Source organism: Streptomyces sp. NPDC047525, assembly GCF_040643025.1.
Taxonomy (GTDB): Bacteria; Actinomycetota; Actinomycetes; order Streptomycetales; family Streptomycetaceae; genus Streptomyces; species Streptomyces durmitorensis.
In genome coordinates, this window is the sequence record NZ_JBEYTL010000003.1 from 550,231 (window position 1) to 565,547 (window position 15,317).

Annotated in this window: 12 protein-coding genes; 5 read left to right on the forward strand and 7 right to left on the reverse strand. The window is 71.5% G+C overall.

Annotation, left to right across the window (positions count from 1 at the left end; all coding sequences use genetic code 11):
• Positions 1–16: 16 nt before the first annotated feature.
• The gene (locus ABZ833_RS11385; protein WP_361044299.1) at positions 17–1,504 is read left to right on the forward strand and encodes an MFS transporter; all 1,488 of its coding nucleotides are present in this window, start codon (positions 17–19) and stop codon (positions 1,502–1,504) included.
• A gap of 84 nt (positions 1,505–1,588) precedes the next feature.
• Here ABZ833_RS11385 and ABZ833_RS11390 read toward each other — a convergent pair whose 3' ends face one another.
• The 6 genes from ABZ833_RS11390 to ABZ833_RS11415 form a co-directional block, all read right to left on the reverse strand.
• Entirely contained in the window at positions 1,589–2,101 is a 513-nt protein-coding gene (locus tag ABZ833_RS11390; RefSeq protein WP_361044302.1) for a hypothetical protein, read from the reverse strand.
• A gap of 49 nt (positions 2,102–2,150) precedes the next feature.
• Positions 2,151–2,876 (reverse strand): class I SAM-dependent methyltransferase, encoded by a 726-nt coding sequence (locus ABZ833_RS11395; protein ID WP_361044305.1) that lies wholly within the window; start codon positions 2,874–2,876, stop codon positions 2,151–2,153.
• Positions 2,877–3,031: 155 nt separating this feature from the next.
• Positions 3,032–5,458, reverse strand: a complete 2,427-nt coding sequence (locus ABZ833_RS11400; protein ID WP_361044308.1) for a SpoIIE family protein phosphatase — start codon at positions 5,456–5,458, stop codon at positions 3,032–3,034.
• A gap of 180 nt (positions 5,459–5,638) precedes the next feature.
• Entirely contained in the window at positions 5,639–8,059 is a 2,421-nt protein-coding gene (locus tag ABZ833_RS11405; RefSeq protein ID WP_361044310.1) for an MFS transporter, read from the reverse strand.
• A 230-nt stretch (positions 8,060–8,289) separates the two neighbouring features.
• Positions 8,290–8,733 carry an SRPBCC family protein gene (locus ABZ833_RS11410; RefSeq protein WP_361044312.1) on the reverse strand — a complete coding sequence of 148 codons (444 nt, stop codon included), beginning with the start codon at positions 8,731–8,733 and terminating at the stop codon, positions 8,290–8,292.
• 110 nt (positions 8,734–8,843) lie between these two features.
• Complete coding sequence (locus tag ABZ833_RS11415; protein ID WP_361044315.1) at positions 8,844–9,239, reverse strand: VOC family protein; 396 nt, start codon at positions 9,237–9,239, stop codon at positions 8,844–8,846.
• A 132-nt stretch (positions 9,240–9,371) separates the two neighbouring features.
• On the opposite strand from ABZ833_RS11415, the gene ABZ833_RS11420 reads away from it, so the two are divergent.
• The 3 genes from ABZ833_RS11420 (at position 9,372) to ABZ833_RS11430 (ending at position 12,551) form a co-directional block, all read left to right on the forward strand.
• Entirely contained in the window at positions 9,372–10,412 is a 1,041-nt protein-coding gene (locus ABZ833_RS11420; RefSeq protein ID WP_361044318.1) for an Rv2578c family radical SAM protein, read from the forward strand.
• Positions 10,413–10,535: 123 nt separating this feature from the next.
• Positions 10,536–12,104, forward strand: coding sequence for an alpha/beta hydrolase (locus tag ABZ833_RS11425; RefSeq protein ID WP_361044320.1), 1,569 nt, complete (start codon positions 10,536–10,538; stop codon positions 12,102–12,104).
• A gap of 54 nt (positions 12,105–12,158) precedes the next feature.
• Positions 12,159–12,551 (forward strand): RidA family protein, encoded by a 393-nt coding sequence (locus tag ABZ833_RS11430; RefSeq protein WP_361044323.1) that lies wholly within the window; start codon positions 12,159–12,161, stop codon positions 12,549–12,551.
• Positions 12,552–12,592: 41 nt separating this feature from the next.
• On the opposite strand, the gene ABZ833_RS11435 is transcribed toward ABZ833_RS11430, so the two are convergent.
• Positions 12,593–13,162, reverse strand: a complete 570-nt coding sequence (locus ABZ833_RS11435; RefSeq protein WP_361044325.1) for an adenylosuccinate lyase — start codon at positions 13,160–13,162, stop codon at positions 12,593–12,595.
• A 346-nt stretch (positions 13,163–13,508) separates the two neighbouring features.
• Between ABZ833_RS11435 and ABZ833_RS11440 the strand changes: the two genes are divergently transcribed.
• Positions 13,509–15,290, forward strand: coding sequence for a 3-hydroxyacyl-CoA dehydrogenase family protein (locus tag ABZ833_RS11440; protein WP_361044328.1), 1,782 nt, complete (start codon positions 13,509–13,511; stop codon positions 15,288–15,290).
• Positions 15,291–15,317 lie beyond the last annotated feature (27 nt).

The window sequence follows — 15,317 nt, forward strand, 5'->3', positions numbered from 1 at the left end:
AAAGGAGGGGGCGACCTTGCCTGAGCAGGAATCACCTACCGACCGGGCGCTCACCACGCCAGAGCCCGTGTGTACCGCCGGGGACGAGAGCGTGCGTGCCGCCGGGGACGAGAGCGTGCGTGCCGCCGGGGACGAGAGCGTGCTTCGTGCGCCCTACACGGCGCTGACCTGGGGCATCGTCCTCTCGGTCGGCCTGGTGGCCTTCGAGTCGATGGGCGTGGCCACCGTGCTGCCGGAGATCGCGGGGAAGCTCGGCGGCCTGGGTGCCTACGGCTGGGGCCTGTCCGCGCTGATGCTGGCGAACCTGATCGGCACGGTCGCCGCCGGGCGGGCCGCCGATCTCCGGGGCCCCGCGCGGCCGTTGGCCTTCGGCCTGGCCGTCTTCGCCGTCGGCTGCGCGGTGGCCGGGTCCGCGCCGAACTGGCCCGCCTTCCTGGCCGGGCGCTTCCTCCAGGGCCTCGGCGTCGGCGCCGTCATGGCGCTGGCGTACATGGTCATCTCCCTGGCGTATCCACAGCAGTTGAGGGCGCGGATGTTCGCGCTCGTCTCGGGTGCCTGGACCGTCCCCTCCCTCGTCGGGCCGACGGTCGCCGCCGTGATCGCCGACCGGATCTCCTGGCGCGGCGTGTTCGTGCTCCTCCTGCCACTGATCGCCATGGCCGCCGCACTGGTCCTGCCGCGCCTGCGCCACCTGGGCAGCGGCGGCGCGGCGCGGCTCAAGGACGGCCGGTGGTGGGCGACTCCGGTGGCCCGCAGCATCCTGCTCGCCGCGGGCACCGGAGTGCTCCTGGCCGGACTCCAGCTGCGCGAACCGGCGTTGCTCGTCCCCCTGGCCCTCATCGGCGCCGCCGCGGGGATCTACGCGCTGCGCTCGGTGACACCTCCCGGCACGCTCACCGTGCGGCCCGGGGTGCCGACCGGCGTGGTGCTGCGGTTCCTGCTCTGCGGGGCCTACTTCGGCAGCGAGGCGTTCCTGCCGCTCGGCCTGGTCCGACTGCGCGGCCTCAGCGCCACGGAGGCGGGGCTCGGGCTCTCTGCGGGGGCGATCACCTGGGTGCTCGGGGCGGCCTGGCAGGGCAGGGCGGACGCGCGCTGGGGCGGGCGCTCCCGTGCCGTGCCGATCGCGGCGGGCTTCGCCGTGCTCCTCGTGGGCATCGTGGTGATGGCACTCGGCATCCTCGTCGACGCCGTGCCCGCACTGACCGCCGTGGCCGGCTGGGCGATCGGCGGCGCGGGCATGGGCGTGGCCTTCAACGCCGCGACCACGGACGCCATGGAGCAGGCACCGGCCGACCGGCAGGGCGAGGCGAGCGGCGCGATGCAGCTGGCCCAGACCCTGGCGGTCGCGGTGCTCAGCGGCCTGGGCGGCGCGGCGGTCTCCCTCGCCGATGTGCACGGGGCGTCGGCATCCGTCGCCCTGGCGGCCACGTTCGCGCTGACGGGCGCGTTGGCCGCCGCGGGGATGGTCGCCGCGCGGCGGATCAGGCCGCCGAAGGCGTCCTGAGGTCCGCGGTCCTGACCCTCCGTCACATCTCTGCGGGACGCGGGGGCTTCACCGGGCCCGCGTCCCGCGAGCCGCTGGCCGCGCTCACAGCTTGAACACCACTCCCCGCCACACCCACCCCGCGCCGAGAACCGCGTCCCGCAGGGGCTCCTTCATCTCGGCGGGGTCAAAGCTGAACGTCTCCTTCTTGTGCAGCTTGCCGTCGGCCCCGCGCTCGTACGTCCACTGCCGGGTCTTCATGGTCACCTGCCCGCGCGAGTACTCGCGCGACTGCGCGAGCCGGGGAGTGTCCCCGACCCACGAGACCTGCCACTGCTCGTCGACGGTGCGCACCTCGTGGCTCTCCGGCACCAGGCGCATCCGGGTCTTGATGGTCCGGTCCAGCTGGGTGCGGACGAAGAACGTGTGCCACGCGGGCTCCAGGATCCGCCACTCCGCCACGAGGTCGGCGTTCTCGGCCGGGGTGGCGCGCCGCACGCGATACGGCACGTCCGGCCCGTCGAGCCCGAGCAGCGCGGCCCGGACTTCCTCGGCCGAACGCGGTGTGACACCACTGGTGGGGTGCCTGGTGCCGGTCAGTTTGTCGAAGAGACCCATCGGGTCAACCTATGGACGGTTGACGCGAACCTGCAAATGCCCGCCGACGTCACTCCGCCCGCCCCACCACCAGCCATTTCGACGGCAGCTCGATCCGCGTGCCGTCGGCAGCGAACTCCGTGGTCGTGAGCGGCAGTTCACCCTTCGCGAGCACCGTGAGGCCCGCCGCCGCGACGTACTCCGGCACAGCGGTGTCCGCGACCTCGCCCGGCGCGATGCCGTGCGAGAACACCGGCGCCAGCTTCGGCGGCGGGCCCTCGGGGCTCTGGGCGAGGCCCTTCAGGACCGTCCCCGCGGCCTCGGCGAGCTCGACGACGAACGCTCTGCCGCGCTCGCCCAGCAGCGCCGCGATGCCGTCGACCAGCGGCTGACGGTCGGCGGGCTCGCACTGGTGGAGCACCCCGCGCATATAGACGTTCACGTCGCCGAGTTCCGCGTGCAGCTGCTCGGCCTCGGCCCTCTCCACGGCGTCGACCTGACGGAACTCGACCTGTCCCGCCGGGTCGGCGCGCCGTGCGTGGTCGAGGGCGGCGGCGGACAGGTCGGCGCCGATGACGCGCGGGTAGCGGTCGGCGAGGAAACGGGTCTGGGTGCCGTTGCCGCAGCCGAGGTCCACGACGGGCAGTCCCGCGGCCGCCATGTGCGGTTCGAAGAGGGCGAGATGGATGCCGACGGTGAGCGCGGGTTCGGCGTCCCAGAAGACGGCCCCCGGTTCCTCGGGGGCATCCCGCCAGAACCCCTCCCAGGCATCCTTGTACCGACTCGTGACGCTCATGCCCTGCTCCCCAGGATGCGACGACGACCGCCGAAGCCGACGGCAAGATCGGTCTACCGCGCCTGGGGTGCGCGGACAAGTGACCGGCGCAATCATTCGCCGCGCCTTCCCCGTGTTCTCACCGAGCGCACGCCCCTGGGGTGCGCTCAGGGCTCTCACCTACGCGGCGGCACCAGCTCGAACCACACGGTCTTGCCGGAGGCCGTACGGCTCGTGCCCCACTCCTTGGCGAGCACGCTCACGAGCCGCAGTCCGCGCCCGAACTCGTCGCCGGGGCCCGCGCTGAGGAGCGTGGGCAGGGTGTGGTCGTCGTCCTCGACCTCGCAGATCAGCGTGGCGCCCGCGCGGACCAGGCGGAGTCCGACGCCGCGGCCGCGCGAGTGGCGTACGGCGTTCGTGACGAGCTCGCCGACCAGGAGCTCGGCGGTCTCGGACAGGGCGGCACGGGACCAGATGCGCAGTTGGGCGCGGACCAGTTCGCGCGCCCTGCTCACCTCGCTCGGGTCGAGCGCGAACCGCCAGGCCGCGACGTCCTCGTCCGCGATGCCGTTCAGGCGCGCCATCAGGAGGGCGACGTCGTCCTTGCGTCCGCCGCGGGTGTTGAGCGCCCGGATGATCGTGTCGCAGGCGTCGTCCATGGAGGCCGCGGGGTGGGCCGCGGACTCGGTCAGCGTGGCGAGGCCGACACCGATGTCCTCGCCGCGCACCTCGACGAGGCCGTCGGTGCACATCAGGAGCCGGTCGCCGGGCGCCACGCGCACCGTGACCGCCTCGAAGGGCACGCCTCCGACACCGATGGGCGCGCCCGTCGGCAGGTCGAGGAGTTCGCTGCGCCCGTCGTCGGCGCGGACCAGGACGGGCGGGATGTGTCCCGCGTTGGCGAGGTGCAGCTCGCTCGCGATGGGGTCGTAGACCGCGTACAGACAGGTCGCGAGATAGTGCTCGCCGAGCCGCTGCGCCAGGTCGTCGAGGTTGCGCAGGAGCTGGGCGGGCGGCAGGTCGAGGGCGGCCATGGTCTGCACGGCCGTGCGCATCTGGCCCATCATCGCCGCCGAGTTGAGGCCGTGCCCCATCACGTCGCCGACGACGAGCGCGGTGCGCGATCCGGGCAGTTTCACGGAGTCGAACCAGTCGCCGCCGACCCGGCCGAGGAGCGTGCCCGGCAGATAGCGCGTGGCGATGTCGCAGCCCGTCATGCGCGGCTCGATGTGCGGCAGCATGCTGTCCTGGAGGGTGTCGGCGACACTCTCCTGGTACGTGTACATGCGGGCGTTGTCGAGCACGAGGCCCGCACGGGCGGCGAGTTCGGCGCCGGTGACGCGGTCCATGTCGTTGAAGACGGGCCGCTCCTGGTGGCGCAGCAGGATCATGAATCCGAGCACCACGTTGCGGGCCTTCAGCGGCACGACGAGCATCGAGCGGTGGTTGATGAGCGGGCGGATGTCCCGCTTCTCGAACTGCGAGGCGATCGCGTTGCCCATCTGCTCGGTGATGCGCGGTACGAGGACCGGATCGCCGGAGGTCATGCACTGGAAGAACGGCGTGTGCGACGGGAACGGCATGGACTCGCCGACGGGCACGACGTCGTCCCAGCGGCCCGGCTCGTCCGTGTGCTCCACGGCGACCCGGTGCCACAGGGTCGTCTCGTCCGGCGGACCCTCGGGGAAGCCCTCGCCCGCGACGACCTGTTCGCGCAGGTACGTGCCCGCGACGTCCGTGAACCGCGGCACGACGGCCCGGCTGACCTCGATGATCGTCCGCGACAGGTCGAGCGAGGTGCCGATGCGCCCGCTGACCTCGTTCAGGAACTCCAGGCGCTCGCGCACCGCCACGTACTCGAGGTCCTCGGGCTCGTCCGCTGCGCCGGGCTCCGGCGCGATGCCCTCCGCGGCGGCCCGCTGGGTGCGCAGCCTGCGTGTCTTGCGCTCGGCGCGGCGCGGCACGCCCCAGTCCGGGGTGACGGGCACCCGGTCGTGCTTGCTGAACTCCAGGACGGGATAGCCCAGTTCGAGGACCTGCGCCACGATGCGGGAGCTCTCGCCCACGCTCATGTTGGGCAGGATCTCGGGCAGCCCGCGCGCAAGGCCTTCCGCTCCGGGGAAGTCCGTGTGCAGGGCGAACGCCGGTGCTATCCGCTCCACCTGGCCCGGCTCATGACCTTCCTCGTCGGCGAGCCGGTCCGCGTCGGCGGCGAGCACGAGGAGCCGCTCGGGTCCGGGACCGACGAGCGGATACGCCCACCACAGGACGTCCACGCGCTCCTGCTCGCCGCCGGGCACGGAGAGCCGCGCGCGCCCGGCGGCGGGGTACGAGATGCGTCCGTCGAGGGAGGTTCCCAGGTCGGGGCCCAGGCCGTCGTACTCGGAGTAGTTCGCGCGTTCGTCCGGGATCGCGCCGGCCACCGGAAGCAGGTCGCCCGCCGGGCTGCCGACGGCCGCCTCCCTGGAGTAGCCGAACAGCTTCCGTGCGCCGGTGCTCCAGTGCGAGACGAGACCCGCGCCGTCGACGACCACCACGGCGAGGGGGATCCGGCCGGCCATGGCAGGCTGCGCCACCGGCCCGTCCGGGGTGCCGTATTCCATGGCCTCGCTCCTTCCGGCGGCACCGCGAAGGCCTGCGCCGCCCCAACCACCGTACGACCGGCGCAGGTTGCCGTGCGGTGCAATGCGGGAATTGGGACGCGCGGGGGCGCCTCCGGCGGGTATTTTCCGCCGGACCGTCAGAGGGGCCCGGACAGGCGCCTGCTCTCGGTGCGGACAGCCCTAGTCCTCGTGCCCCAGCTGGAGATCGCGCTCCGTGCGCCCGCCGCCCGCGACCTGGAGCACGGTGGCCACCGGCGGATAGCCCGCGGCGATGACCGTGTACTCGCCGGACGACAGATCGATGAACCGGAAGGTGCCGTCCTGACTGGTCGTGAGGGTGTCCACGACGTTGCCCGCGGCGTCGAGCAGCGTCACGCGCGCGTCCTCGACGGGGCGCCCGCCGCCGGCCCGCACGGTCCCGCGCAGGACGGCGCCGCCCGCGAGCTCGACGTCCTGGCGGGTCTCGCGCGATGCCTGCACGCTGACGGGCAGGGCGGCGGGGCGGAAGGCGGGCGCACTGGCGGCGAGGGTGTACTCGCCGGCGACCAGCTCCGTGATGACATAGCCGCCTTCGCGCCCGCTGCGGGTGGTGGCGACGACCTCTCCGCGGACGTCGGTGAGGGTCACCGCGGCGTCCCTGACCGGGGTCCCGTCGGCGGTGACCACGCTGCCGGCCAGGCGCCCGGCGCCGCCGAGCACCACGTCGAGCTCCACGGGGCGCTCCCCCACGGTGACGGTGACCGCCTGCGGCTGGTGGCCGCCCGCGGCCGCGATCAGGACGAACGATCCCGAGCCCGGCGTGGAGAGCGCGTACCGCCCGTCGTCGCCGCTCGCGCCGCGGCCGATCTGCTGCCCCGCGACGTCGATGAGGGTCAGGGCGGCGCGGGGCACCACGGTGCCGTCCGGGTGCTGCACGGTGCCGCAGACGGGCACTCCCGCGGCGTAGGCGGTACGAGCCGGGGGGATGGACGTGGGCGCGGCCGTGGGGGCGTCCTGGGACGCGGCGCTGGACAACAGGGGGGTCTCCTTGAGGAAGAAGGTGATCAGCATGCCGAGGGCGAGCACCGGCACCAGGTAGAGGAAGATGCGCGGCATCGCGTCGGCGTAGGCCTGGATGTAGCCGTCGCGCAGCGGGGCGGGCATCGCGTGGACGAGCTGCGGGGTGATGGCCTCGGGGTCCGGAAGACCGGCCCCGGCGGGGATGCGGTCGGCGAGTGAGTCCGCGAGGCGGTCGGCGAAGAGGGTCCCGAAGATCGCGGCGCCGACGCTGCCGCCGATCTGCCGGAAGTAGTTGTTGGCGCTGGTGGCCGTGCCGAGGTCGGCGGGGCGTACCGCGTTCTGCACGGCGAGGATGAGCACGGGCATGACGAGGCCGACGCCCGCGCCGAGCACGGCCATCCAGATGCTGTAGTGCAGCCGGGGGGTGTCGGCCTCGAGGCGGGAGAGCAGCCACATGCCGATGACGGACAGGATGCCGCCGACGACCGGGTAGATCTTGTAGCGCCCGGTGTGGCTGATGAGCTGTCCGGAGAGGATCGAGGCGCCGACGACGCCGCCCATCATCGGCAGCATGAGAAGGCCGGACTCGGTGGCGCTCGCGCCGTCGACCATCTGCAGGAAGGTCGGCAGGTAGCTGGCCGCTCCGAAGAGGGCGACGCCGACGACCATGCCCACCAGGGCGGTGATGTTGAAGACCGGGTCACGGAACAGGCGCAGCGGGATGATCGGTTCTGCGGCGAAGCGTTCGGCCACGGCGAAGAGCACGATCGAGGCGACGGCCCCGCCCCCGAGCCCCAGGATGACGCGCGAGCCCCACGCGTACTCGGTGCCGCCCCAACTGGTCAGGAGCACAAGGCAGGTGGAGGCCGACGCGAGCAACAGCGCGCCGAGCACGTCGAGTCGGGCCTTCGTCGTGCGCTTGGGCAGCTTCAGGCCGAAGCTGACGACGGCGAAGGTGACCAGCCCGAAGGGCACGTTGAAGTAGAAGCACCAGCGCCAGGTGACGTGATCGGTGAAGAACCCGCCGAGCAGAGGTCCCGCGACCGACGCGAGGCCGAACGCGGCGCCGATGAGACCCATGTAGCGCCCGCGCTCCCGGGGCGGCACGATGTCCGCGATGATCGCCTGTACGCCGATCATGAGGCCGCCCGCGCCGATGCCCTGGATGGCGCGGAAGGCGATGAGCTGGTCCATCGTCCGCGACCAACCGGCAAGCGCGGAACCGATGATGAAGATGAGAATCGCGAACTGGAAGACGCCCTTGCGCCCGAAGAGATCCCCGAGCTTGCCGTAGATGGGCAGCCCGATCGTGGACGTCAGCAGGTAGGCGGTGATCGCCCAGGACATCTTGTCGAGGCCGTGCAGCTCACCGACGATCTTCGGGAGCGCGGTGGCGACGATCATCTGCTCGAGCGCGGCGAGCAGCAGGGCGAGCATGAGTCCGACGAAGACCATCCGGACGCGGGCGGGGCTGAGCCCCGCCGTCGCCGACACATGCTCCTGGGGTGGTGGCGCCTCCTGGGTGTCCGGAGGCGCCGGGGTCACCACGGCCCCCTCGGCACCTTCCCGCTCGGCGCCCTTCACCAGCGTCGTCCCGCCCACGTCCTGCTCCCCTCGTCACGCCTGCGCCGCACATTTCTCGCATTACGCGACAACTGCGAGCAAGCGCGACGAGTCGCACCTACATGGTGTCCGGCACACGTATGCGCCGGTGGGAGCCCTACGCCGTACAACTGGCCCGAACAGAAAACCACTCGAAACGGTGAGCGTGACAACAACCCTTATGGGCTACCGGAGTTGAGGACCGGTCAGACGTCGGTCTACTTCTCGTCCTACTTCTCGACCTGGGCGGCGAGCTTGCCGAGCACCTCGTCGTAGATCCGCCCGAGCCCCTTGGGGGCGAAGGTCTTCTCGAAGAAACCGCCGATGCCGCCCGCGCCGTTCCACACGGTGGAGACGACCACGCGCGCCTTGCCCTCCCCCGCCGGGGTCACGGTCCAGGTGGTGACCATGGAGGAGTTGCGGTCCTTCTCGACGAGCTGCCCGTCGGTCGGCTCGGTGACCTCGAGGAGGCAGTCCCGGATCCGCTTGCTGGTCGCCTGGAGCTTCCAGTGGACGAGCGTTCCCTCGCCGTCGCCGCCCTCACGCACCTCGAACTCACTGAAGTGCTCCGACAGGATCTTCGGGCGCGTGCCTTCGTAGTCGGCAAGCGCGTCGAAGACGTCCTCCGGCTGCGCCGCGATGATCCGCTCCGTGGTCGCCTCGACCTGCGCCATGGCACTTCCTCCAGCACTCGGTTGTCACTCGGGGGGTGGTTCGCGGAAAGCCAACCACCCTGCGTACCGGCGTCCCAAATCGGGGTCCCGGCAAGGGCGTGCGGCCCCGCTCAGGGACGACGGCCCGCGAGGACGCAGAACTCGTTCCCCTCCGGGTCGACGAGCGTGACCCAGTCCTCGTCGCCGGTCTGGCCGACGTCGGCATGCCGGGCGCCCAGGCCGAGCAGGCGGCGGACCTCCTCGTCCTGCTCCCTGTCGGTGGGGTTGACGTCGATGTGGAGCCGGTTCTTGACGGTCTTGCCCTCGGGCACGCGCGCGAAGGTGAGCGCGGGCGGCACCGGCCCGGGTCGCTTCTTGCCCTCGGGCACCAGAGGGGAGCCGATGATGACGACCCCCTCGTCCGCATCCTCCTCCTGCACCTCGTAGTCGAGGACCGAGCACCAGAACCGGGCGAGAGTGCCGGGATCGGCACAGTCGATCGAAAGCTCGGTGAACTTGCTGGTCACGTCATGACCTCCCGGTCGAGTGGTGGGTCAGCCGAAGGCCACACGCTAGCGGCAGAGAGAGTCCGGCCCGCTCCGCGCACGATCAAGGGAACATGTGTTCTATTGTGTGGTCAGTGCTACCGAGGAGGCGTCATGCGCTGGGAGAACCTCGCCGACGGGCCGTCACGGGGTGTCGCGAATGCCGCGCTGTTCGGCGCGGACGCGGTCACGACCAGGACCTTCAACACACCTGAGTTCTCTGGAATCACCTTCCACGAGATCCGGGCCAGAACGATCGTGAACCGGGTGCCGGGAGCGTCCCGCATGCCCTTCGAGTGGACGGTCAATCCGTACCGCGGCTGCTCGCACGCGTGCGTCTACTGCTTCGCGCGCAAGACGCACAGCTATCTGGACCTGGACACGGGGCTCGGCTTCGACAGCCAGATCGTGGTCAAGGTCAACGCCCCCGATCTGCTGCGCCGCCAGCTCGCCTCGCCCCGCTGGCACGGCGAGCACATCGCCATGGGCACGAACGTCGACTGCTATCAGCGGGCCGAGGGGCGGTACGCGCTCATGCCCGGGATCATCGCCGCCCTGCGCGATCACGCGAATCCCTTCTCCATCCTCACGAAGGGCACGCTGATCCTGCGCGACCTCGAACTGCTGCGCCAGGCCGCCGCCGTCACCGACGTCGGCATCTCCGTGTCCGTCGGCTTCGTCGACCAGGAGCTGTGGCGCACCGTCGAGCCGGGGACGCCCGCTCCGGAACGGCGGCTCGACGTCGTACGGACGCTGACCGAGCACGGGATCGGCTGCGGGGTGCTCATGGCGCCCGTGATCCCCTTCCTCGGGGACCGGCCCGAGCAGCTGCGGGCGACCGTGCGGGCCATCGCCGCATCGGGGGCGACCTCCGTGACGCCGCTCGTGCTGCATCTGCGGCCCGGAGCGCGCGAGTGGTTCATGTCCTGGCTCGAACAGCACCACCCCTACCTCGTACGGCGCTACGAGCGGCTGTACGCGGAGGGTGCCTACGCGCCCAAGTGGTACCAGCGCCGGATCACCCGGCACGTGCACGAGCTGGCCGAGGAATTCGGCATCGGGCCCGCGCGCGGGGGCGCCGCCCGCCGCGTCCGCGTACCGGAGGAACCCGAGTCGGAGCCCCGGCCCGGAGGCACGCAGCTCACCCTCCTCTGATCTTCACACTGCGCCTTTCAGGTTATTTGTCGTCAAAAGCGCACCTTCTGGGCGGAGTTTCCGGGGACGATGCCGCCGGGACCGCGGCACCCGCGGCCCGCACTCCCCGTCCCTGGAGGCCGGATGAACAGACGCGCCGTCGCCCTGTGCGGCGTCACCGCGGTGGTGGCCTCGATGGCCACGGCCGCGGTACCCGCCGCGAGCGCCGACACCGCGAGCACGCCGCGCGCCGCCCCCCTCACCTGGGAGAAGTGCGCGACCAAGGACTACCCCACGCTTCAGTGCTCCTCGCTCGACGTCCCGCTCGACCACGACCTGCCGCACGGCCGGCAGATCACCCTCGCCCTGTCCCGGGTCCCGCACACCGCGAAGAAGTCCCAGGGCCCGCTCCTGGTCAACCCCGGCGGCCCCGGCGGCAGCGGTCTGTCCCTCGCGGGGTTCGTCGCGAAGACGCTGCCCGCGAAGGTGTCGGCGCAGTACGACGTCATCGGCTTCGACCCGCGCGGCGTCGGCAAGAGCAAGCCCGCCCTCGACTGCCGCCCCGGCCACTTCGACCCGGTGCGCCCGGACTCCGTGCCCGCCACGCCCGCGATCGAGAAGGCCAACCTCGACCGGACGCAGGCCTTCGTGACGGCGTGTGCCGAGAAGTACGCGGACGTCCTGCCGTTCATCGACACGGTGAGCGCGGTCAAGGACATGGACGCGATCCGCGGCGCACTCGGCGCCAAGAAGATCAACTACTTCGGCTACTCATACGGCACGTACCTGGGCGCCGTCTACGGAAAGCTCTTCCCGGACCGCGTGCGCCGCATGGTCCTCGACTCGGCCGTCGACCCCACGGGCGTCTGGTACGACGACAACCTCCAGCAGGACCACGCCTTCGACACCCGCCACAAGGCCTTCGCGGCCTGGGTCGCCAAGCACCACAAGACGTACGGGCTCGGCAAGGACCCGGCGAAGGTCGAGGCCAAGTGGTACGCGATGCGGGCGGCCGTCGCAAAGAAGCCCGCGGGCGAGAAGGTCGGCGCCGGTGAGCTGGAGGACACCTATCTGCCGGGCGGCTACTTCAACGGCTACTGGCCGTTCCTCGCCGAGGCGTTCGCCTCGTACGTGAACGACAAGGACGCGGATCCGCTCGTGGAGGCGTACGAGAACTTCGGCGCCGTCGACGCCGCGGGCGACAACGGCTACAGCGTCTACACGGCCGTGCAGTGCCGTGACGCGGGCTGGCCGCGCGACTGGAGCACCTGGCGCGACGACAACGGGAAGGTCCACGAGAAGGCGCCGTTCATGACCTGGAGCAACGCCTGGTACAACGCGCCGTGCGCGTACTGGCCGACGGGCTCCCTGGAGCCGACGAACGTGGCCAACCCCGATCTGCCTCCGGTGCTGCTCTTCCAGGCGACGGACGACGCGGCCACCCCCTACGAGGGCGGCGTCACGATGCACCGCAAGCTGCACGGATCGAGCCTCGTCGTGGAACAGGGAGGCGGCAACCACGGCATCACCCTCTCCGGAAGCACCTGCCTGGACGGCCACTTGGCGGCCTATCTGGGGAAGGGCAAGGTGCCGCGGAGCGGCGGCGAGGCCGACGCGGTGTGCGAGGCGCTGCCCGACCCGAAGCCGATGAGCACCAAGAGCGGTTCGGGGCGCGGCGCCGCGCTGCACGGGCTGCTCGGCTACCGCGGCTGAGCAACGGCCAAACCCGCCGGGGGCGTTGAGACAGCGGTGGTCCAGGATGGGCCCATGAGCCGACTGACCCACATCAACGCCCCCAGCGGTGTCTTCCCCGCCACCCAGTACACGCACGTGGTCATGGGGACGGGCCGCTTCGTGGCGATCGCAGGTCAACTCGCCCTGGACAAGGACGGGAAGCTCGTCGGCGAGGGCGACCCGGCCGCCCAGGCCCGGCAGGTGTTCGACAATCTGTGGCACTGCCTCGTGGCCGCGGGCGGCAGCTTCCGGGACGTCGTGAAGCTGACGTACTACGTCACGGACATGGCATACATGCCCGACATCCGGACGGCGCGGGACACGTACATGGATCCGGAGCACCTCCCCGCCGCCTCCGCGGTCCAGGTCTCGGCGCTGGTCGCGCCGCAGTTCCTGATGGAGATAGAGGCGTACGCCGTCCTGTAGACCGGCTCGGCGGACCGGTCGGCAGACCCGATCGGCCCAAGCTAGCCGGGCAATCGGGCCAGGGCCGCGGACGCCGCGGCCGCGAGGCGCGGAAAGCCGCACGCCTGCGTCAGGACGGGCCGGGCGCGCGGGTCCCCCAGCGCTCCCAGGCCCTCCACGCACGCGAGCGCGATCTTCCCGTACGGATCGTGCGGGGCGAGCCTGCGCCCCAGCGTGGTGATCAGGGCGGGCGCCGACTCGGGCGCGCGCAGCTCGGTGAGCAGACGCACCGGGTGCAGGGCGTAGGCGACGCGCAGCTCATTGGTGGCCAGGGCGGCTGCCGCCCGTGCCGTACGCGGGTCGCCGAGGCGGGCCAGCGCGTATGCCGCGGCCGCGCACCGCGAGGGGTCCCGGTGGTTCAGGAGCAGCACCAGGGACTCGAAGGCCCTGCTGTCCCCGGCGGCACCGAGCCGGACCGCCGCGAGCTCCCGTGCCCACAGTGGCTGACCCGCCGCGGCGAGCACCTCCGCGAGTTCCTCGACATCGCCGGTCGCGACCAGCCTCTCGTAGGTCTTCGAGACTCCCGCCTCGCGGCGTAAGCGTTCCGTCACCGTCCGCAACTCCACGTCCATGACGGGGAGCCTATCCGCGATGTAGATCACAAACCCCGGGGACTGGCGCGCTCGTTACTCGCCGGTTAATCTCATGTGAGCGGGGCACACTCCCCGTCAGCAGTTCCTTACCTCGCAGCGGCCTGGTGACGCAGCCGGTGCGAGTGCTTGTCGGTTCGGTGCTTCGAGCACCTCAGCTCCACCCCAGTACGACGCGGCTCCGGGACAGAGCCGGTCGACTCTCACGGGCGTGTGCGTTCTCGCCGCCCGGTCACGACACGCAGCAGCTCACCTTCCGTACGCCGCGCCGCCGTTGCCGCGCACCGCGTGCGCCCCTCAGTCGTCACTCACTTCCTGGAGTCCACGCATGGACACTCCCTTGAACACCGTCGCCGTGATCGGTCTCGGCACGATGGGCACCGGCATCGCCGAGGTCCTGGCCCGCGCCGGACGCGAGGTCATCGGCATCGACATCAGCGAGGCCGCGGGCGCCCAGGCCGTCGCCGCCGTCGAGTCGTCGACCGCTCGTGCCGTGCGCCGTGAGCAGCTCACCGAGGACGAGCGGCGTGACGCGCTCGCCCGCATCCGCACTTTCACCGACCTGCAGGCCGCGGCCGACGCCGACCTGGTGATCGAGGTCGCCCCGGAGTCGTACGAGATCAAGCAGCAGCTCATCCGTGAACTCGACGGCGTCGTGCGCCCCGAGACGATCATCGCGACCGGCACGAACGCGCTGTCCGTGACCCGTCTGGCCGCCGAATCGGCGCGCCCCGAGCGGGTGCTCGGCCTGCACTTCTTCAATCCGGCCCCGGCGATGAAGCTGGTCGAGGTGGTCTCGTCCGTGCTGACCGCGCCCGCGGCCGTCGCCTCCGTCACCGACCTCGCGTACGCGCTCGGCAAGGAGCCCGTCGCGGTCGGCGACCGGCCCGGATTCGTCGCCGACGGCCTGCTCTTCGGCTACCTCAACCAGGCAGCGGCGATGTACGAGGCGAAGTACGCGTCCCGCGAGGACATCGACGCCGCGATGCGTCTTGGCTGCGGCCTGCCGATGGGCCCGCTCGCGCTGCTCGACCTGATCGGCGTCGACACGGCCCGCACGGTCCTGGACGCGATGTACTCCGAGTCGCACGACCGTCTGCACGCGCCCGCGCCGATCCTCAAGCAGCTCAGCGAAGCGGGCCTGACCGGCCGCAAGTCGGGGCGCGGCTTCTATTCGTACGAGGCGCCCGGCAGTTCGGTCGTCGTGCGTGACGCGCTGACCCCGCCGGAGGACGGCCGGCAGGGCGGCGGGCGCACCATCCGCTCGGTCGGTGTCGCCGGGTCCGGGACCATGGCGTCCGGCATCGCCGAGGTCTTCGCCAAGGCCGGTTACGACGTGGTGCTCGCCGCGCGCAGCGAGGAGAAGGCCGAGAAGGCCAAGTCCCGTATCGGCAAGTCGCTTTCGCGGTCTGTCGACAAGGGCCGCATGACGGCGGAGACCGCGGCCAAGACGCTGGACCGGATCACTCCGGCCGGTACGTACGACGCGTTCGCCGATGTCGACCTGGCCCTCGAGGCGGTCGCCGAGGACCTGGAGATCAAGCAGCAGCTGTTCGCGGCGTTCGACAAGGTCTGCAAGCCGGGCGCGATCCTGGCGACCACCACCTCGTCCCTGCCCGTCGTCGCCTGCGCCCGCGCCACCTCGCGTCCCGGCGACGTGATCGGGATGCACTTCTTCAACCCGGCCCCGGCGATGAAGCTGGTCGAGGTGGTCCGCACGGTCCTCACGGACGACGACGTGCACGCGACGGTCCGTCAGGTCTGCGCGACCATCAAGAAGCACCCGGTGGACTGCGGCGACCGCGCGGGCTTCATCGTGAACGCGCTCCTGTTCCCCTACCTCAACAACGCGATCAAGATGGTCCAGGAGCACTACGCGACGCTCGACGACATCGACGCCGCGATGAAGCTCGGCGGCGGCTACCCCATGGGCCCCTTCGAGCTCCTGGACGTCGTGGGCCTGGATGTCTCGCTGGCCATCGAGAAGGTCCTGCACCGCGAGTTCCGCGACCCGGGCCTGGCCCCCGCTCCCCTGCTCGAACACCTGGTGGCCGCGGGCTGCCTCGGCCGCAAGACCGGCCGCGGCTTCCGCGAATATGCCCGACGGTAGGCCGGAAACGGACGGGGGCGCGCCTGA

What these genes read in the sequence shown, in the direction of transcription:
- ABZ833_RS11390 (WP_361044302.1), bottom strand. Translation starts at nt 2,101, where the DNA reads ATGGGTCTCTTCGACAAACTGACCGGCACCAGGCACCCCACCAGTGGT.
- ABZ833_RS11395 (WP_361044305.1), bottom strand. Translation starts at nt 2,876, where the DNA reads ATGAGCGTCACGAGTCGGTACAAGGATGCCTGGGAGGGGTTCTGGCGG.
- ABZ833_RS11400 (WP_361044308.1), bottom strand. Translation starts at nt 5,458, where the DNA reads ATGGAATACGGCACCCCGGACGGGCCGGTGGCGCAGCCTGCCATGGCC.
- ABZ833_RS11410 (WP_361044312.1), bottom strand. Translation starts at nt 8,733, where the DNA reads ATGGCGCAGGTCGAGGCGACCACGGAGCGGATCATCGCGGCGCAGCCG.
- ABZ833_RS11420 (WP_361044318.1), top strand. Translation starts at nt 9,372, where the DNA reads ATGCGCTGGGAGAACCTCGCCGACGGGCCGTCACGGGGTGTCGCGAAT.
- ABZ833_RS11425 (WP_361044320.1), top strand. Translation starts at nt 10,536, where the DNA reads ATGAACAGACGCGCCGTCGCCCTGTGCGGCGTCACCGCGGTGGTGGCC.
- ABZ833_RS11430 (WP_361044323.1), top strand. Translation starts at nt 12,159, where the DNA reads ATGAGCCGACTGACCCACATCAACGCCCCCAGCGGTGTCTTCCCCGCC.
- ABZ833_RS11435 (WP_361044325.1), bottom strand. Translation starts at nt 13,162, where the DNA reads ATGGACGTGGAGTTGCGGACGGTGACGGAACGCTTACGCCGCGAGGCG.
- ABZ833_RS11440 (WP_361044328.1), top strand. Translation starts at nt 13,509, where the DNA reads ATGGACACTCCCTTGAACACCGTCGCCGTGATCGGTCTCGGCACGATG.